This window comes from Marivivens sp. ABH4_498, from assembly GCF_056160585.1.
In genome coordinates this window covers 1-19,166 of the sequence record NZ_JBSWXL010000001.1, presented here as the reverse complement: position 1 = coordinate 19,166, position 19,166 = coordinate 1, and the positions used below count along the sequence as shown (strand labels likewise).

At 56.0% G+C, this 19,166-nt stretch carries 17 protein-coding genes and 1 tRNA gene; 6 read left to right on the top strand and 12 right to left on the bottom strand.

From position 1 onward, the window contains the following. Positions 1-66: 66 nt before the first annotated feature. Genes ACXAGA_RS00090 through ACXAGA_RS00070 form a run of 5 tightly spaced genes read right to left on the bottom strand, consistent with a single transcriptional unit; the run spans position 67 to position 4,122 of the window. The gene (locus ACXAGA_RS00090) at positions 67-1,239 is read right to left on the bottom strand and encodes a molybdopterin molybdotransferase MoeA (RefSeq protein WP_475115493.1); all 1,173 of its coding nucleotides are present in this window, start codon (positions 1,237-1,239) and stop codon (positions 67-69) included. Further along, positions 1,236-1,706 carry a cyclic pyranopterin monophosphate synthase MoaC gene (gene moaC, locus ACXAGA_RS00085; protein ID WP_475115492.1) on the bottom strand — a complete coding sequence of 157 codons (471 nt, stop codon included), beginning with the start codon at positions 1,704-1,706 and terminating at the stop codon, positions 1,236-1,238. Before moaC ends, ACXAGA_RS00090 begins: the two co-directional genes overlap by 4 nt. Continuing rightward, on the bottom strand, positions 1,706-2,512 hold the full coding sequence (trpC, locus tag ACXAGA_RS00080; RefSeq protein ID WP_475115491.1) for an indole-3-glycerol phosphate synthase TrpC: 807 nt from the start codon (positions 2,510-2,512) through the stop codon (positions 1,706-1,708). The genes moaC and trpC overlap by 1 nt, the downstream gene beginning before the upstream one ends. Positions 2,513-2,521: 9 nt before the next feature. Then, on the bottom strand, positions 2,522-3,538 hold the full coding sequence (gene trpD, locus ACXAGA_RS00075) for an anthranilate phosphoribosyltransferase (RefSeq protein ID WP_475115490.1): 1,017 nt from the start codon (positions 3,536-3,538) through the stop codon (positions 2,522-2,524). Then, on the bottom strand, positions 3,535-4,122 hold the full coding sequence (locus ACXAGA_RS00070; RefSeq protein WP_475115489.1) for an aminodeoxychorismate/anthranilate synthase component II: 588 nt from the start codon (positions 4,120-4,122) through the stop codon (positions 3,535-3,537). Before ACXAGA_RS00070 ends, trpD begins: the two co-directional genes overlap by 4 nt. A gap of 156 nt (positions 4,123-4,278) precedes the next feature. On the opposite strand from ACXAGA_RS00070, the gene ACXAGA_RS00065 reads away from it, so the two are divergent. Beyond that, positions 4,279-5,748: a divergent polysaccharide deacetylase family protein gene (locus ACXAGA_RS00065; RefSeq protein WP_475115488.1), complete on the top strand. Its 1,470-nt coding sequence runs from the start codon at positions 4,279-4,281 to the stop codon at positions 5,746-5,748. Between the two features lie 41 nt (positions 5,749-5,789). Here ACXAGA_RS00065 and trpE read toward each other — a convergent pair whose 3' ends face one another. From trpE to fabI, 5 genes are all read right to left on the bottom strand, one after another. Then, positions 5,790-7,295, bottom strand: a complete 1,506-nt coding sequence (gene trpE, locus ACXAGA_RS00060) for an anthranilate synthase component I (RefSeq protein WP_475115487.1) — start codon at positions 7,293-7,295, stop codon at positions 5,790-5,792. An 11-nt stretch (positions 7,296-7,306) separates the two neighbouring features. Then, complete coding sequence (locus ACXAGA_RS00055; RefSeq protein WP_475115486.1) at positions 7,307-9,145, bottom strand: peptidylprolyl isomerase; 1,839 nt, start codon at positions 9,143-9,145, stop codon at positions 7,307-7,309. A 157-nt stretch (positions 9,146-9,302) separates the two neighbouring features. Next, the gene (gpt, locus tag ACXAGA_RS00050; RefSeq protein WP_475115485.1) at positions 9,303-9,815 is read right to left on the bottom strand and encodes a xanthine phosphoribosyltransferase; all 513 of its coding nucleotides are present in this window, start codon (positions 9,813-9,815) and stop codon (positions 9,303-9,305) included. A gap of 10 nt (positions 9,816-9,825) precedes the next feature. After that, complete coding sequence (locus ACXAGA_RS00045) at positions 9,826-10,440, bottom strand: LysE family translocator (RefSeq protein WP_475115484.1); 615 nt, start codon at positions 10,438-10,440, stop codon at positions 9,826-9,828. A 5-nt stretch (positions 10,441-10,445) separates the two neighbouring features. Then, positions 10,446-11,252, bottom strand: a complete 807-nt coding sequence (gene fabI / locus ACXAGA_RS00040) for an enoyl-ACP reductase FabI (RefSeq protein ID WP_475115483.1) — start codon at positions 11,250-11,252, stop codon at positions 10,446-10,448. A 161-nt stretch (positions 11,253-11,413) separates the two neighbouring features. Between fabI and pdxH the strand changes: the two genes are divergently transcribed. The 5 genes from pdxH (at position 11,414) to ACXAGA_RS00015 (ending at position 17,367) form a co-directional block, all read left to right on the top strand. After that, on the top strand, positions 11,414-12,019 hold the full coding sequence (pdxH, locus tag ACXAGA_RS00035) for a pyridoxamine 5'-phosphate oxidase (protein WP_475115482.1): 606 nt from the start codon (positions 11,414-11,416) through the stop codon (positions 12,017-12,019). Positions 12,020-12,139: 120 nt separating this feature from the next. Beyond that, positions 12,140-12,676 (top strand): cold-shock protein, encoded by a 537-nt coding sequence (locus ACXAGA_RS00030; RefSeq protein ID WP_475116199.1) that lies wholly within the window; start codon positions 12,140-12,142, stop codon positions 12,674-12,676. Then, positions 12,646-13,125, top strand: a complete 480-nt coding sequence (locus ACXAGA_RS00025; protein ID WP_475115481.1) for a DUF192 domain-containing protein — start codon at positions 12,646-12,648, stop codon at positions 13,123-13,125. The genes ACXAGA_RS00030 and ACXAGA_RS00025 overlap by 31 nt, the downstream gene beginning before the upstream one ends. A gap of 70 nt (positions 13,126-13,195) precedes the next feature. Beyond that, positions 13,196-13,272, top strand: a tRNA-Pro gene (locus tag ACXAGA_RS00020). 477 nt (positions 13,273-13,749) lie between these two features. Further along, positions 13,750-17,367, top strand: a complete 3,618-nt coding sequence (locus tag ACXAGA_RS00015) for a vitamin B12-dependent ribonucleotide reductase (RefSeq protein ID WP_475115480.1) — start codon at positions 13,750-13,752, stop codon at positions 17,365-17,367. Positions 17,368-17,490: 123 nt separating this feature from the next. On the opposite strand, the gene ACXAGA_RS00010 is transcribed toward ACXAGA_RS00015, so the two are convergent. Together ACXAGA_RS00010 and ACXAGA_RS00005 are read right to left on the bottom strand one after the other, a co-directional pair. Continuing rightward, entirely contained in the window at positions 17,491-18,423 is a 933-nt protein-coding gene (locus ACXAGA_RS00010; RefSeq protein ID WP_475115479.1) for an asparaginase, read from the bottom strand. Between the two features lie 42 nt (positions 18,424-18,465). Then, complete coding sequence (locus ACXAGA_RS00005; RefSeq protein ID WP_475115478.1) at positions 18,466-18,786, bottom strand: chalcone isomerase family protein; 321 nt, start codon at positions 18,784-18,786, stop codon at positions 18,466-18,468. Positions 18,787-19,166 lie beyond the last annotated feature (380 nt).

Genomic DNA, 19,166 nt, shown 5'->3' with positions numbered 1-19,166 from the left:
TTGCGGTTAGTTCGCATGTTCACAGGTGTTCTATAGTTGTTCTTGTTTTGTGTCAACTCTGCTGTGCTACAGCGGCAAAATTTCAACCGTATCGCCTGATTTTCGATCAGGATCGCCAATGGGCCGAATGATCAGGCAATTCGACGCCGCCATGACGGACAATAAACTGCTGTCTTGGGAATGTGCGGCTGTGACCAGTCCATTTTCATGGCTTGCACGCATGTAATGCAATCGTGGACCATTGGCAGGCAGGTCGTGGGCCAATTGGGCCGTTATCGGGGACGGCAAAATGTCGTTTCGTCCAATCATCTTTTTAATAAGAGGGACAACAAACAGTTTTGCGCAAACGATCGATGAAACAGGGTTTCCTGGCAGTCCCAAAAACGGGCGCGTTCCGAATTGGCCTGCGATCAATGGTTTGCCCGGACGCATCGCGATTTTGTAGAAACTGCGCGTTAGCCCCAGTTCGTCACCGATTTTGCCGACCAGATCATATTCGCCAACGGATGCGCCCCCGATTGTAATCGCAACATCAAACCCCATCAGGTCGCGCATCGCGGATCGCAATCCGTCTTCGGTGTCGGGCGCGATTGGCAAAATGGTTGCGGCGCCACCAGCCTCTTCGATCATCGCTTTGATCGCGAAAACATTCGATGAAATGATCTGATCAGACGTTGGCGCATCGCCGGGCATGACCAGTTCGTCACCTGTGGACAGAATGCCGACGGTAGGTTTTGCATATACCGTCACCTGCGGCACGTTCATCGCGGCAATCAGGGCAAGGTCTACGGGGCGCAAAAGGCGCGGCGCATCTAAAGTGAAACCTGCGTTGAAATCCACGCCAGCAGGGCGAATGTTTGTTCCAGTTCCAAGGTTCGGATTGATTGTGATCGTGTCGCCTTGGCGGGTGACGTCCTCTTGGATCACGACGGTGTCTGCGCCGACGGGCACAGGGGCGCCCGTGAAAATCCGAACAGATTCCCCAGCAGACAACTGGCCGTTCCACCCGTGACCAGCGGCGGATTCCCCGATGACGGTTAAGGTGCGGCCAATCACAGCATCGGATGATTGGATCGCGTATCCGTCCATCGCAGACGACGCAAAAGGCGGCTGCGCGCGCTGCGCCGCGACCGCAGAGGCAAGAACGCGGCCGTTCGCCTGTTCAATGGAAATCGTTTCGGTCCCCATAGGGGCAGCCAAAGCAAGGCATAGGTCCTGTGCTTCGGTGACGGAAATCATGCCTCGAACCGACCTGATTTACCGCCGTCTTTCAATGTGACGCGGATGCCGCCGATCACCATATCCTTTTGCACGGCTTTCACCATGTCATGAACGGTCAATGCAGCGGTCGATACGGCGGTCAATGCCTCCATTTCGACGCCTGTTTTTCCGGTCGTTTTGACCGTCGCAGAAATCCGAACGCCTGGCAGATCATGGTCAGGCGTCAAGTCCACGGATACTTTGGTAATCGGCAGGGGATGGCACAACGGGATCAGGTCGGCGGTTTTTTTCGCGCCCATGATCCCAGCCAAACGGGCGATGCCCAAAACGTCGCCTTTGTCGGCGCGGCCTTCGACGACCAAAGCCAGCGTTTCAGGCGTCATCGTGATGTAGCCTTCGGCGACGGCGATGCGGGATGTGATGTCTTTGTCCGAAACATCAACCATATGCGCCTGCCCGCTATCGTCGAAATGCGTCAGCGACATCACATGCCCCCTGCGCGCAGCGGGTTCGCAAGCAGCGTTTTGGTGGCGGTGGTCACGTCGTCCTGACGCATCAGGCTTTCGCCGATCAGGAATGTGCGCGCGCCGTAACGGGCCATATCTGCCAGATCTTCGGGTGTGAACAGGCCGCTTTCGCAGACAATCGTGCGATCTTCTGGCACCATGCGGGCCAAGGTGCGGGTCGTGTCCAGCGTCGTTTCAAAGGTTTTCAGGTTGCGGTTGTTGATGCCCATCAGCGGGGATTTCAACAGGGTCGCGCGTTCCAATTCTTCGGCGTCGTGGACCTCTAGCAGCACATCCATGCCCCATTCGAATGCAGCGGATTCCAATTCTTGGGCCTGTGCGTCGGACACGGATGCCATGATGATCAGGATACAGTCCGCGTTCAACGCGCGGGCTTCGGCGACCTGATAGGTGTCATACATGAAATCTTTGCGCAGGGCGGGCAGGTTGGTCGCTGCACGGGCCGCAACCAGATAGTCGTCAGCGCCCTGAAAGCTGGGACCGTCGGTCAGGACAGACAGGCAGGTTGCGCCGCCGTCTTCATACGCTTTGGCCAATACCGCGGGGTCGAAATCGGCGCGGATCAAACCTTTGGACGGGCTGGCCTTTTTGACTTCGGCGATCAGCCCGTACCCATCGCGTGCTGCGTTCTGCAGGTTTTCGGCAAAGCCGCGCACGGGGGACGCGGCGCGGGCGCGCTCTTCGACCTCGGCCAGTGGCGCTTTTTCTTTGCAGGCCGCAACATGTTCCAGTTTGTAGGCTTTGATTTTATCCAGAATATGCATAGCGGCCCCTTAGGCTTCTTGTGTGACTTTGGACAGCATTTTCACGGCTGCCTTGGCGCGACCCGCAGCGATGCTTTCGGCTGCGATTTCAACGCCTTCTTTTAGGTTGTTCGCGCGATCGGCAACGATCAATGCGGCGGCTGCGTTCAACAGAACCGCATCACGATATGCACCGGTTTCGCCGTCCAGCAAGGCCAGCAGAGCCTTTGCGTTTTCTTCTGGCGTGCCGCCCAAGATATCGGCCAGCTTGTGAACGGGCAGGCCTGCGTCCTCTGGGTGGATTTCGCGGGCTTCGATTTTGCCGTTTTCCAATGCAGCGACAGACGATGCGCCCGTGATCGACAGTTCGTCCATGCCGTCATGACCGTGCACCAGCCACGCCTTTTCGGATCCCAACTCCATCAGCGTTTCAGCCATCGGGAAAATCAGGTCAGGGGCAAATGCACCTGTCAGTTGACGTTTAACGCCAGCGGGATTTGTTAATGGTCCCAAGATGTTAAAGATCGTTTTGCAACCTAATTCCTGACGGACGGGCATAACGTGTTTCATCGCTGGATGGTGCATCGGTGCCATCATAAATGCGATGTTCGCTTCTTTTAGACCGCGTTCGACAACCTCGGCGCCGACCATGACGTTGATGCCCAATTGGCCCAACGCGTCAGCCGCGCCCGATTTCGACGACACGTTGCGGTTGCCGTGTTTGGCAACGGGCACGCCTGCGCCCGCAACGACAAAGGCGGTGGCGGTTGAAATGTTCAACGTGCCCAGCCCGTCGCCGCCCGTGCCGACAATATCAATTGCGCCGTCGGGCGCAGTCACAGGCACGCATTTGGCGCGCATCGTCGCAGCAGCAGCGGCATATTCCGCAACCGATTCACCGCGTGCGCGCATCGCCATCAGGAATCCCGCGATCTGGGCAGGGGTTGCCTGACCTTCGAACAGGATTTCAAACGCTTGGTTCGCCTGCGCGCGGGACAGCGGACCTTCGCTTGCGGCGTAGATCAGCGGCTTCATTGCGTCGGTCATGCGTTCACCTTCATCTTTGCGATTTCCAGAAAGTTTTGCAGCAGTTTATGACCGTGTTCGGAGGCGATGCTTTCTGGGTGGAATTGAACGCCTTGGATCGGCAGATCGCGGTGTTGCAGACCCATGATCGTACCGTCGTCCAACCATGCGGTGACCTCTAGGCAGTCGGGCAGGGTGTCGCGGTCCACGACCAGCGAATGATAACGGGTCGCTTGGAACGGGTTCGGCAGGTCAGCGAACACACCTTTTGAATTGTGGTGCATCGTGCCCATTTTGCCGTGAACGATTTCATGACAGCGCACGACATTGCCGCCAAACGCCTGACCAATGGTCTGGTGGCCTAGACAGACGCCCATCAGCGGCGTTTTAGTTTCGGCGGCGGCTTCGGTCAGGGCCAGACAAATGCCCGCCTGATCGGGGTCGCATGGACCGGGCGATAGCAGGATCGCTTCGGGGTTCAGGGCCATCGCCTCTTGGACGTTTAGGGCATCGTTGCGTTTCACGACAACATCGGCGCCCAGTTCGCCCAAATAGTGAACAAGGTTGTAGGTGAAGCTGTCGTAGTTATCGATCAAGAGCAACATGGTAGGCCCAACAAACATTTAGGGGTTTTGCCGACCGTACGGCTGGCGATATAGTCGGCCCTACATGATCCCGTATGGCAGGGATGGTCAAGGTCCGTAGGGCAATAAACGTGGTCATGTATTGGGCAGAATATAGTCAGAGCAAGGGGCAGTCTGATGCTAAAGGGATTATTTTCGGGTGTCGCGGTGGGTGCGATTCTGTCGGTCGTTGGTTTGGCGACCGCGTCACTGGTTGCGCCAATGCCTGAAATGGTCGGCGGCAGCGACCCTGAACCTGTTGTTGCACCGGTCAATGATCCAGTTGTGGCAGATGAACCTGCGCCTGCGGTCGAAACCACCGATGACGCGGCGCCGATCGTTGATACATCCGATCCCGTAGCGCCATCCCTGAACGTAGAGCCTGAAACAGGCATTCAAATCGAAGCGCCGAGCCTTGCACCCGCGCCCATCGTCGAGGTGCCAGACACAACGGCGCCCTTGGCGGATACGACCACCGCTGACCGCCCAGAGGATGTCGAGATTATCACCGATTTGACTGAGCCAGAGGCAGATGCGGCATCGGGTGTCACATCCCCTGACGTCGATCCAATTTTGCAAAGCCCGCAATCGGTACAGCCGAACCCGCCGACGGGGGAAACCGATGTTGTCGTATCGACCGATCCTGCCGTTGTAACGGTTGAAATCATTCCCGAACCCGAAACGGAAACCGAAAACGATCAACCAGCTATGCCAATGATCGAGGCCCCAGAAATGGGCATGATCATCGCACCTGATGTGGCAGAACCAGAAACCACCGCGCCAACAGAGCCGGAACCTGCGCCCATCGATACCTCGGTTCGTCCGACACCCGGTTTGACCGGTCAATCCGCATCGGCCATGCCGACGGGCGATAGCAGCGTGACAATCCGCCGTTTGGGCACCGACAGCGAACCAGCTGTTACCGAAACGGCGTCGATCAACGCGCTAAACGATTACGCAGCGCCATTTTCCAATCCAGGCAATCTGCCGTTGATGTCATTTGTGGTGATCGACGACGGCGGTTTGCCCAATGGGCCTGCTGTACTGGCGTCTATCCCGTTTGATGTGTCGGTTGCATTGTCGATCGCTGATCCCGATGCCGAAGCCAAAATGGCAGCTTATCGCAGCGCTGGGTTCGAGGTGTTGATTATGAACCCGATTCCGCAAGGCGCCACAGCCAGTGATGCGGCGCAGGTCATCCAAGGCAGCTTTGCGATCATCCCCGAAGCTATCGGGATTCTGGATCTAGGCGACACGGGCCTAGGCGCGAACCGAAATGCGGTCGAGGTCGTGATGTCGGAATTGGCGGGCGCTGGTCGCGGCTATGTGGCATTGGATTCCGGATTGAATTCTGGAATGCGCGCGGCGGAAACTGCGGACGTGCCAGCCACATTGGTGTCGCGTGATTTGGATGGCGACGGGCAGGGGTCATCTGTCATCCGCCGTTTTATCGACAATGGTGCATTTCAGGCGCGGCAGCAGTCGGGTGTTGTGATGTTGGCCCGTTTGCGTGCCGATACGGTCAGCGCCTTGACCTTGTGGTCTACAGCGAACAGAGCCAGCCAAGTCGCACTGGCCCCTGTGTCTGCTGTTCTGAAATCTCAGTAAACTAGCGAAATAAAAAAGGCCCCGATGATCGGGGCCTTTTGTTATTGATTTCCGCCTGCAAATCGCGCCGCGTCTTCGGCGGCTTTGCGGATCGCGTTCGATTTGTGAACGGTTTCCATATATTCAGCCTCGGGGTCGCTGTCGTACACAACGCCGCCGCCTGCCTGAATATACAGTTTTTGATCCTTTAGAACGGCCGTGCGTAGCGCGATGCAGATATCCATATCGCCGCCCGCGCTGAAATACCCAACACCGCCGCCGTAGACGCCGCGCTTTTCGGGCTCTAGTTCGTCGATGATTTCCATCGCGCGGACCTTTGGTGCGCCAGACACAGTGCCCGCAGGCAGACCCGCCAGCAGCGCAGACACAGCATCCTGATCGTCAGCCAGTTCGCCGACCACGTTCGACACAATATGCATCACGTGGCTATAGCGTTCGATGATGAATTCCTGTGTCGGACGGACCGTGCCGATTTTCGATACTTTGCCCGTGTCGTTGCGGCCCAGATCCAGCAGCATCAAATGCTCTGCCAGTTCTTTTTTGTCGGCCAGCAGATCGGCTTCGTTCGCTTTGTCTTCCTCTGGAGTTGCACCTCGAGGGCGGGTGCCAGCGATCGGGCGAATGGTGACCTGTTTGCCTGCGACCTGTACCAGAATTTCGGGCGACGCGCCGATGATCTGATATCCGCCAAAGTTGAAGTAGAACATATATGGCGATGGGTTCGTGCGGCGCAGCGAACGGTACAATGCGAACGGAGGTTCGATAAATTCCTGCGTCCAACGCTGGGCAGGAACGACCTGAAAAATATCGCCCGCACGAATATAGTCTTTGGCCTTTTCAACGGCGGCCTTGTACCCTTCGCGGGTAAAGTTCGACGTGGCCGGCGCGACGTCGTGCGGCGTTTGGTATTCGCGTTCGGTCGGCACGGGGCGGTCCAACGCGCGCTGAGCGTCCATCACACGTTCGGCGGCTTGGGCATAGGCGGCTTTGGCATTCAGGCCCGAATTGGCCCATGCGGGCGCAACCAGAATAACGTCGCCTTTGACGCCGTCCAACACAGCCACAACAGACGGGCGCAGCATCATCGCGTCCGGTACACCTATAGGATCGGGGTTCACGTTTGGCAGATGTTCCACCAAACGGATCATGTCGTAGCCCAGATACCCGAACAGACCCGCAGCAGAGGCAGGCAGATCATCGGGCAAATCAATTTTGCTTTCGTCAATCAATGCGCGCAGGGACGTTAGCGGATCGGCGTCCTGTTCCTGAAACGCTTGTTCGTCAAAACGGGCAGTGCGGTTCAGGCGCGCGACCGTGCCGCGGCATTCCCAGATCAGATCGGGGTTCATGCCGACGATGGAATAGCGCCCGCGCTGTTCGCCGCCAGTGACGGATTCCAGCATGAACGCATTTTTACCCGCGCCCGCCAGTTTCAGCATCAGCGACACAGGCGTGTCCAGATCGGCAGCCAGCCGCGTATAAACGACCTGATTTTCGCCTGCGTCAAAGGCGGATTTAAAGGTTTCGAAATCGGGGCTCAGAGCCATCTGCCTCGTCCTTATTGCATCTGTGCGTTCACTGCGGTGACCGCAGCTTGCACAACGTTGATTTCTGTATCAGCGGCGATGCGCGCCAGAGTGGTGGCGAAAACGTCCTGAGCGATCGAGTTCGACAGCTGTTCTGCGATGCGGTCGCGGATCGCTGCGGTGTCTTCGTCGTCCGCTGGCGATTTGATCGCTGTAACCTGCGCCAATACCGCGCCGTTGTCATACGGCATGACAAATGCGGATCCTTCGGCGGTGGCAAAGACCTGTGCCATGAAACCCTGCGGCGTGAAATCCAAGAAGGTTTGGCGCGTCACATCGGCATCAACGGTGGCGTCGATCTGCAGATCGGCAAAGGTCGCGCCATCGGTCAGCGCTGCAGCTTGGTCTTCGGCATATGCGATGACAGCCTTTTGTTGCGCATCCACGGCCCATGCGGCGGCAACGGCGTCACGCACATCTTCCAACGCTTGAACAGCGGGTTCATTGACTTGTTCGACGCGCAGAACAAACAGTCCGCCGTCCGATGTTTGGAACAGTTCTGGATAGGCGCCGATTTCCGCCTCAGCGGCTGCATTGCGGAATTCAGGGTAGGCGGCGATGCCGTCTGTGCTGTCGGCGGTCCAAGTGATGGTGTTCAGTTCCATGTTGGTGTTTGCGGCCAAATCTTCGACGCGGGCGCCGCCAGCAATCAGATCGGCCATTTGTTCGGCGGTGTCTTGAATAACGCGGCGGGCGCGGTCGCGACCCAATTCCAAACGCAGTTCATCCGACGCCTGTTCAAAGCTGATTTCTTCGGCGTCCAAAATCGCGTTCACGCGGAACAGGGCGGGACCAATCAGCGATGGCAGAGGGCCGACAACGTCACCGGTTTGAGCGGCGAAAACGGCCTCTCCTGCGGCCTCTAGGTCGGTCAATGCAACATCGCCCAGATCGACATCATCCAACGTCAAACCGCGGTCGGCAACCAATGCATCAAAATCGGTTTCGCCTGCATTGATCGAATCCAACGCAGCCTGCGCTGCGGCATCATCGGCAAAACCCAGACGTTCAACCAAACGGCGTTCTTCGCGGTTATAGTCGGCAGAGCGCGCGTCATAAAGTTCGCGGATCGCGGTTTCGTCAACGTCGATCGTCGGCAGCAGCATGTCAGGTGTCAGCGCAGCATAAACGATGGATTTGGTTTCGGGCGTCGTGAATTCAGCAGGGTTTTGTTCCAAAAACGTGGCCAATTCAGCGTCTGTTGGTTCGGTTACTGCGGCTTCGACGGCCGATGCATCAAAACGAACCCACGAAATATCGCGGCGTTCGGCGACATAGTTCGTCAGAAGATCAACATAATCGGCAGGGGCATCGTATCCAGTGACCAAACCGACCTGCAGCGCGGTGGCTGCGATTTCATCGCGAACGACGTTTTCGAAATCGGCCTCTCGGGTGCCCCAACGGCGTAGGATTTCCGCATAGGTGTCACGTTCGAATTGGCCGCTAAGGCCCTGAAAGTTCGCGTCATTGCGGATCAGAGTCGCCAAACGGTCATCGCCTGCCGAAATGCCCAGATTGGCGACTTCGTTTTGCAGAATGCGGTTGTTGACCAATTCGCCCAAAATCTCTTGGTCCAGACCTGCGGCTTGCGCTTGGGCAAAGCTGATCGGCATGCCCAACTGGCGTGAAATTGCATCCAAACCGCGCTGCATTTCCAGCGCGTATTGGTTTACGGTGATTTCTTTTTCACCCACAGTCGCCAAGGTGGTCGAGGTCGATGTCAAAGACGTTCCGCCAAAGCCGATTAGGCTGACAAAAATAAGCCCGAGGATTACCCAAACGCCTAGTTTGGTCTTTTTTTCCTGTGCCATGCGATGGCCTCCCTGTCTTTGATCGTCGCCCTTTCGGCGGTGTTGCAAATCAATAGGCATACGGTTGGCGGGGTGCAAGCGGATGCACATCGCAAACCCATGAAAAAAGGCGCAAAGCGGTCCGCCTTGCGCCTAAAATCAACGATTTCTTGTGATCTTAGTCTTCGCCGCGGAATGGCTGCACGTATTGCAGGGCCATATCCCAAGGGAAGAAAATCCAAGTATCCTGCGACACTTCGGTGATAAAGGTGTCAACCTGCGCGTTGCCTTTGGGTTTCGCGTAGACGGTTGCGAAATGCGCGTTCGGGTACAGTTTGCGGCACAGTTCCAGCGTTTTGCCCGAATCTACCAAATCGTCGATCACCAGAATGCCGGTGCCGTCGCCCATCATGTCGGCGTCTGGTGCTTTTAGAACCTGCGCTTCGGTTTGGGATTGGTGGTTGTAGGATTTGACGCTGATGGTGTCGATGGTGCGGATATCCAATTCGCGCGCCACGATCATCGCAGGGGCCATACCGCCGCGCGTGATGGCAACGATGGCTTTCCATTCGCCGTTTTCGCCTGGACCGCGTCCGTCCAAACGCCACGCCAACGCGCGGCTGTCACGGTGGATCTGGTCCCACGATACATGGAAACCTTTTTCATAGGGCAGGCGATCATTCGGAGCCATGGTCAGTCCTTTATGTCAAAGCGATCTTAAGACCCAAAAGGGCCAGAAAGCCGCCAAATACGCGATCTACGCTGGATTTCAATCGGATATAGGCGGTGCGGGCGCGTGCGTGCGAAAATACACGTGCAACGACGATATACCAAAGCGTTTCGTTGGCGAAAACCGCCCCCAGAATAGCCAGACGCCACGGAAGGGGCGTATCTGCGGGGACGAGGCCGACAAAAACGGCTCCGAAGAAGATGGCGGGTTTGGGGTTGGTCGCAAATGTCAGAAACCCGAACCAGAATGCCGCCCAAGCGCTGCGCGGTTTTTCGGATGCGGTCGTCATGTCCATGGGTTCGGATGCATGGCGCCACATTTGATAAGCAATCCACAGCAGAAAGGCCGCACCGACCAATTTCATACCGATAAACAGGGAAGGGACGATTTCGAACAGTAGGGCCAGACCTGCCATCGCGGCGGCCGCCCATAGTAGGGCGCCCATTCCAAAACCGAACGCCAATGCCACAGCGGTTCTGAACCCTTCGGAGGCTGCGACGCGGACCGACACGATAAAGCTGGGTCCGGGGGAAATCGCCGCCGCAAGGTGGATCAGGACGATCGTGACGAATGCGGCGGCGGTCATGTGTGTTACTCTTTGTTCATGTCGGGCGCGTCGACGGCTTTCATACCGACAACGTGGTAGCCCGCATCAACGTGGTGGGTTTCGCCCGTCACGCCGGTGGATAGGTCAGACAGCAAATACAGGGCCGAACCGCCGACTTCGTCGATTGTGACGTTCTTGCGCAGTGGCGAATTGTATTCGTTCCATTTCAGAATATAGCGGAAATCGCCGATACCCGATGCGGCCAGTGTTTTGATTGGACCTGCGGAAATCGCGTTCACGCGAATGCCGTCTTTGCCCAGATCTTCGGCCAGATAACGAACAGATGCTTCTAGCGCGGCCTTTGCAACGCCCATGACGTTGTAGTGTGGCATCACGCGTTCAGCGCCGTAGTAGGTAAGTGTCACGCACGAACCGCCTTCGGTCATCATTTTCGCAGCGCGCTGGGTCACAGCGGTGAACGAATAAACCGAAATATCCATGGTGGTCAGGAAATTGTCGCGGGTGGTGTCAACGTAACGGCCGCGCAGTTCGTTTTTATCCGAAAAACCAATGGCGTGAACGATAAAGTCCAATTTGCCCCATTTGGATTCCAGTTCGCCGAACAACGCGTCGATGCTGTCCATATCTGCCACGTCGCATGGCAGCACGATATCAGAACCCAGCTGTTCAGCCAGCGGACCTACGCGTTTTTTCAGCGCTTCGCCTTGATACGAAAAAGCAAGCTCTGCGCCTGCGTCTGCCAATGCTTTGGCGATGCCCCAAGCGATTGATTTATCGTTGGCCAGGCCCATGATTAGCCCGCGTTTGCCCTGCATGAGTTGCGTCGACATGTCTGTTCCTTTTGCCTAACTGGCCCAATAATTTTGCCATGGTTTAGGCGATTGGCCGTGCGGCATCAACCCTAGGCAGCTGTAAGTGATATAGATGACAAAGTGATCCGTGACTTATAAACACGCGTAAGACAAACGGTATTGAACAAAGGCAAATCCAAATGACCGATAGAACCGGAATTTTCGCAGGCGACGATCCGTTTGAAATTACCCGCCGCTGGATGGCAGAGGCCGAAAAGTCCGAGCTGAACGATCCGAACGCAATTGCGTTGTCGACAGTAGACGCAGATGGGTTGCCCAACGCGCGCATGGTGCTGTTAAAAGATGTCGAGGACGACGCGTACGTTTTCTACACCAACTACGGCAGTGCCAAAGCGTCAGAGATTGAGGCGACCGGCAAAGCGGCGTTTGTCATGCATTGGAAATCCCTGCGCCGCCAAATCCGCGTCAGAGGCATCACCGAACGCGAAGAGGGCGAAAAGGCGGATGACTATTATAACTCCCGTTCGCTCAAAAGCCGGTTGGGGGCATGGGCATCGGTCCAGTCGCAGGTTCTGGATAGCCGTGCAAAACTGATGTCCGAAGTTGCTGTTGTTACCGCCAAGAAAGGTGTTAACCCACAGCGACCAGAATTTTGGGGCGGAATCAGGATTCGCCCGGTTGAAATCGAATTCTGGGCCGATGGCGCGTTTAGGTTGCATGATCGGTTTAGGTGGTCTCGCAAAGGTATATGCGATACTTGGGATATATCACGTTTGTACCCCTAAATTTCGCGCTTCGTGAATTGCATAGCTTTGTTTTGTCTTGTTTCTTGGCTGTGAAACCTGTCTGCTAGCGCAATGAAGCCGCGGTCGGATGGGGGTCGTGGTCGGAAATTAAGAATAATGATGAACACACAAGTGACGGAAGAACGCGCCGTTCGCGGACGCGTCAAATGGTTTGACCCCGGTAAGGGGTTTGGCTTTGTAATCGCAGATGACGGTGGACCCGACATTTTGCTGCACGCGAATGTGCTGCGGAATTTCGGACAAAGTTCGGTTGCAGATGGTGCAAACATCGAACTGCTGGCGCAACGCACAGATCGCGGCCTACAAGCGGTCGAAGTCGTGGCGATTGAACCGCCTGCATCCAATGACAACGACGCGACGCTGGCAGATCTGGCAGAGATCGACCCAGAGGTGTTGCGCGCGACGCCTGTGGAACCGGCGCGTGTGAAATGGTTCGATAAGGTCAAAGGATTTGGATTTGCCAATGCCTTTGGTTCGGCAGATGATGTGTTCGTACACATCGAGGTTCTGCGTCGTTCCGGTCTGGCGGATCTACAACCCGGCGAAGCGATTGCAATGCGGACGATCGATGGCAAACGAGGCAAGTTGGCTGTTGAGGTTCTGATTTGGGAAAGCATCACCGCGTCAAGCGACTAATACTTACGACTGCATTTTGCGCCGCTGCAGGGACCGCAGCGGCGCAATGCACACCGGACCGTTTAACGGTCAAAGGCGATTTCGGGCAGGCACGTTTCCATGTATCGGTCGCGGACACCCCCCAAGAACGCGCTCAGGGCCTGATGAATGTGGCTGACATGCCATTGATGCAGGGGATGCTGTTTGCCTATGACGTCGAACAGCCCGTCGCATTCTGGATGCACAACACGCTGATTCCGTTGGATATGCTGTTTGCGGACGAAACGGGGACGATCACTCGTATTCATGAAAACGCGATTCCGCTGGATCAGACACCAATCCCCGGCGGGGACGAAGTCAAATTCGTTCTAGAGATTAACGGCGGCCTGTCTGCACGGCTTGGGATTGCCGAAGGTGACGTGTTTCAGCATCCAATTATCGGAAATTTAGCTGTTTTTTCATGTGGATAACTTTTTTTCGATTTTCTTACTTTTTGCTCTTTTCATTCCCGGAAACTAACACTAAAACCCGCCACACAGTCGGGGCGTAGCGCAGCCTGGTAGCGCGACGGTTTTGGGTACCGTAGGTCGCAAGTTCGAATCTTGCCGTCCCGACCACTTCCAAATTTGGAAACAAATAGCCGCCCCTTGGGGCGGTTTTTTGTTTTTTGGTCAAGCGCGATTCTGGTTAACAGAAACATCAAAAGAACAATGGATATCCTATAGCTGGGCCCGCCTTATTCTATCGGTGCGCAAAAATTACACACACGTATAAAGAGACTGACGTAGGAATCGACGGATTTGGTAATGTTTTCACCGTCAATAGTAATGTTCCGTTATTTAGTGTGAAAAATTCGTTGACCCCCTAGCTGTTGATTTGTCAGTTTGTGTGCATCGACGACCCGCACACCATATGTAGGTCGCGCATAGGGACAAAATCAGACGATTTCGCAATAGCGGATGCATCACGGGCCTTTGGGCCCGACCAAGGAATGTTGTCTTTTTTCTTGTGGTCCCGCTTTGGGTAGGGCGCTGTCGCGCCTTTGGGTTGTGATATTGAATGGCCGTTTGCGGGCCATGACAGGGACTTTAAAGATGAAAATTGAACGTCGCTTCACGAAATCGGGTCAAGACGCCTATGCGGACATTGAATTCCGCAAAACAGCGTCGGAAATTCGTAACCCTGATGGGACGTTGGTTTTTCAATTAAAAGAATGCGAAGTCCCCACCAGCTGGAGCCAAGTCGCCAGCGACGTCATCGCTCAGAAATATTTCCGCAAGGCAGGCATTCCTTCGGCCGTAAAAAAGGTCCGTGAAAAAGACGTTCCAGAATTCCTGTGGCGATCGGTGCCTGCGGATGGCGCGGAATTCGGCGGCGAAACCAGCGCGAAACAGGTGTTCGACCGTTTGGCGGGTGCGTGGACCTATTGGGGCTGGAAAGGCGGCTATTTCACGAACGAAGCGGACGCGCAGGCCTATTTCGACGAAATGCGTTTCATGCTGGCCCGACAAATGGCCGCGCCGAACAGCCCGCAGTGGTTTAACACCGGTCTGCATTGGGCCTATGGCATCGATGGCCCTGCACAAGGTCACCATTACGTCGACTATCAAACGGGCAAATTGGTGAAATCCAACAGCGCCTATGAACATCCGCAGCCGCACGCCTGTTTCATCCAGTCCGTATCGGATGATCTGGTGAATGACGGCGGCATTATGGACCTTTGGGTCCGCGAAGCGCGTTTGTTCAAATATGGCTCGGGGACGGGCACGAATTTCTCTTCGCTCCGCGGTGTGGGCGAAAAATTGTCGGGTGGGGGGCAATCCTCGGGCCTGATGGGATTCTTGAAAATAGGGGATCGTGCGGCTGGCGCGATCAAATCAGGCGGCACAACCCGTCGAGCAGCGAAGATGGTGATCGTAGATGCCGATCACCCCGACATCGAAGACTTTATCAACTGGAAAGTCATCGAAGAGCAAAAGGTCGCGTCCATCGTGGCTGGCTCTAAAATGCACGAAGAAAAGCTGAACGGTATTTTCGCAGCCATCGGCGCATGGGACGGCGCCGAGGCGGACGCCTATGATCCGGCAAAGAATACTGCGCTGAAATCAGCTGTGCGAGAGGCCAAAAAGGTCGCGATTCCAGAAACCTATATCAAACGTGTTCTGGACTACGCGAAACAGGGCCACACCAGCATCGAATTCCCGACCTATAACACAGATTGGGATTCCGAAGCTTATGCGTCCGTTTCGGGGCAAAACTCGAACAACTCGATCCGCGTCACCGATGCGTTTTTGCAAGCGGTCAAAGATGACGCCGATTGGGATCTGATCAACCGCAAAGACGGCACCGTTTCCAAAACCGTCAAAGCGCGCGATCTGTGGGATCAGGTTGGCCACGCCGCATGGGCCTGCGCTGACCCTGGCATTCAATTCCACGATACGGTCAACGCGTGGCACACCTGCCCGAACGACGGCGAAATCCGTGGATCGAACCCGTGTTCGGAATACATGTTCCTAGACGACACGGCCTGTAACCTTGCGTCGATGAACCTGCTGCAGTTTTACAAAAACGGCGAATTCGACATCGAAAGCTATGTGCACGCGACCCGTTTGTGGACCGTGACTTTGGAAATTTCGGTGATGATGGCGCAGTTCCCCTCCAAGGAAATCGCCCAGCGGTCCTATGATTTCCGAACCTTGGGTTTGGGATACGCGAATATCGGCGGCCTGTTGATGAACATGGGGCTGGGCTACGACAGCGACGATGGCCGCGCGATGGGCGCTGCGCTAACCGCGATCATGACGGGCGTGTCCTATGCGACATCGGCGGAAATGGCGGGCGAACTGGGCGCGTTTTCGGGATACGAACGCAACCGTGATCACATGCTGCGCGTCATTCGCAATCACCGCACAGCGGCGCATGGTTTGGATGAAGGCTATGACAATCTAGCGGTCAAACCGCTGCCATTGGATCACGCGAACTGCCCTGATCCGCGCCTGATCAGCATCGCAACCGAGGTCTGGGACGAAGCGCTCGCCTTGGGCGAAAAACACGGCTACCGCAACGCGCAGGTGTCCGTGATCGCGCCAACGGGCACCATCGGTCTGGTAATGGACTGTGACACCACGGGGATTGAGCCTGATTTCGCGCTGGTGAAATTCAAAAAGCTGGCCGGCGGCGGATATTTCAAAATCATCAACCGTTCTGTGCCGGCAGCATTGGAAAATCTGGGCTATTCCAGCGCGCAGATCGAAGAAATCATTGCCTATGCAGTGGGTCACGGATCGATCGGGCAGGCGCCAGCGTTGAATCACACGTCGTTGATTGGCCATGGCTTTGGCCAGACCGAAATCGACAAAATCGAAGCTGCGCTAAAATCGGCCTTTGATGTGCGGTTCGTGTTCAACCAATGGACGCTGGGCGAAGAGTTCTGCCAGAAAACTCTGGGCATTCCTGCGGCCAAACTGAACGATCCGTCGTTCGACCTGCTGCGCCATCTGGGATATTCCAAACAGGAAATCGACGCTGCGAACGACCATGTTTGCGGCACGATGACATTGGAAGGCGCGCCGCATCTGTTGGAACAGCACTACCACATCTTTGATTGTGCGAACCCCTGCGGCAAAAAAGGCAAACGGTATCTGTCGGTGGAAAGCCACATCAAAATGATGGCCGCCGCGCAGTCGTTCATTTCGGGCGCGATTTCCAAAACGATCAACATGCCAAATTCGGCCACGATCGAAGATTGCCAAAAGGCCTATGAGTTGTCTTGGTCGCTGGGGGTCAAGGCAAACGCGCTGTACCGTGACGGATCGAAATTGTCGCAACCTTTGGCCGCGGCGCTGATCGAAGACGATGATGAAGCCGCCGAAATTCTGGAATCGGGCACGCCGACAGAAAAGGCGACGGTTCTGGCCGAAAAGGTGATCGAAAAGGTCATCGTCAAAGAATACGTGCGCAGCCACCGCGAAAAAATGCCAGAGCGCCGCAAGGGGTACACCCAAAAGGCGGTCGTCGGCGGGCACAAGGTGTATCTGCGCACGGGCGAATATGCCGACGGTCAGCTGGGCGAAATCTTTATCGATATGCATAAAGAGGGCGCAGGGTTCCGCGCGATGATGAACAACTTTGCGATCGCGGTATCGGTCGGCCTGCAATATGGCGTCCCGCTAGAGGAATTCGTCGACGCGTTCACCTTTACCAAATTCGAACCAGCAGGGATGGTTCAGGGCAACGATTCAATCAAATCGGCGACCTCGATTCTGGACTACATTTTCCGCGAATTGGCGGTGTCCTATCTGGATCGCACCGATCTGGCGCACGTCAAACCTTCGGGCGCGTCGTTTGATGATCTGCACAAACAGGACGACACCAGCAATGTGCAGGAACCTAGTGAAACAGCGACGTCCAAGTCATTGGAAGTGTTGAAACAAATTTCATCGACTGGATACCTGCGCAAACGGGTTCCGTCCGATTTGGCGATGTTCAGCGGCCCTGGGATCGTATCGGATGGTGCGACTGTCCAAACGGCCACGGTGACCACTACGCAAGAAACCGCCACCGCAGCCGTATTGTCGATGTCGGCACGTGACAAAGCCAAAATGCAAGGCTACGAGGGCGACCCATGCGGTGATTGTGGCAACTACACATTGGTGCGGAATGGCACCTGCATGAAATGCAATACGTGCGGCGCCACATCGGGCTGCAGCTAAAGTTTCCGGGGCTGGTGCGCTGGCCCCTGACGCGGATCGGGATACAGGCAAAAAGCTAACGGGCGGTAACATAATCCACCCGATCCGTGACACTGGGGGGCCTTGCGCCCCCCTTTTTCTATTCTACATCTCGCCGCAGAATTCGGTCTGCATGAAGGCGCGCGGATCGTCGGTTTCCAGCGCGTAATGCAGTTTCACATACGCCATTTCAGCGGTCATGCTGCACCCATCAATCACGCCGCCATCACGCAGGATTTGCCCCGCCTGGTAGGTGCCGATGTTCATGCCGCCTGTTGGGCATTGCGATACGGCGACCACTGGGACGCCCCGTTCCGCCGCAATGGTTAGGGCGTCGCGCAAATCAGCGTTGTTCGGCGCGGTGCCCGATCCGTAGCAGCGCAACACCAACGCTTCGCACTGTGTTACGGCGGTTTTCAGGAAATCAAACATCGCACCGGGGGCAATTGTAAAAGACAGCACCTTGTGTGCAGTGGTTTCCGCGATCATCAGGGTAGGGGCCGCAAAGTAGGGCGGCTGTTTCGCAGGACTATCCGCAAAGGCATCCAGATCAGAAGAATGCGCTTTGTAAACGCGCGCGCCGTGTAGCAGAAGGCCGGCAAACTGCACCCAAACGCCTGACGCTGCCGTGTGACAGGCCCGCAAAGCATCGGTCAGGTTGCGCATTCCATCCGACCCATCGACAGTCAGCGGTACCATCGATCCGGTAAGGATGACAGGCGCATCCATTCCGCGCAGCGCCATTGTAATGGCCGCCGCAGAATACGACAGGCTATCGGTGCCGTGGGTGATGACAAAGGCATCATAGGTATCTTTGGCATCAAACACGGTGCGGGCAATGCGGTTCCATTCGGCGGGCGTTGCCTCGGCGCTATCAATCGCGGGGGTTAACAGCGTCAGGTCGATATCGCCGATATCAGGGTTCGCCGCTTTGATATCGTCCAGCGCCCGTTCGACCACGCCATCCAGCGGGGCGAACCCTTGGTCCGTTTGGGCCATCCCGATCGTGCCGCCGGTATGAATAACTAGGATGCGCATCTTTAACCCCTTTGTCTGGTTGATACGCGGGATAGCGCCCGATCACCCACCGCGCAACTGTCTGGATAAACGGGGAAAGCGGCTGTCGTCCGATAACCAGATCGACAGGAACCGTTTGCGCAGGTTCGGATAGGTCACATTACATGTGGTCGTTCCATTCAGGCTAAAGACGATCTGATCGGGGGTAGGGGCGTTGGCGACAAACTGATCGCCATCCGACACATCGCGCATGCAAACCGCCAAGGTGTCGATGATCCGATCCAGATCGTTTGGATTGCCTTCGATCCGTGCGATTTCTTCGCGTGTTGTTTCGGTCAAAATGTCTGCGGAAAAGTCGCGTTCATAATTGATTTCCAACGCCATTGGGGCCGTCCAATCAAGGGCCTGTCCAGAAGGGGTATATAATATAGTGTCATAGGCCTGAAACCCGAGCACACCCAGACTCGCCGATCCCAAAGGGGCGAGGGGCGCTGATTCCGCCCATGCTGGACCGCTTAGGGCGATAAATAGAATCGAAACCAAACGCATTTGAGGGCCTTTCTATGCGGTTCTGTGGATAACTCGCGGCTTATCCACAGACTACGGACGAATTTATGCCTGTCTAATTAGCGCGCCGCAGAAAAAATCAAAAAATCGGAAATTCTTTGCTTTTTCCGCTTGCGCCTCTCCTGTCTTAACCTTAGAACCCCCTTCACCGGCGGCGCTGAGGCGCGGTTGGGACTTCTGAAGCAGGACGGGCGGGG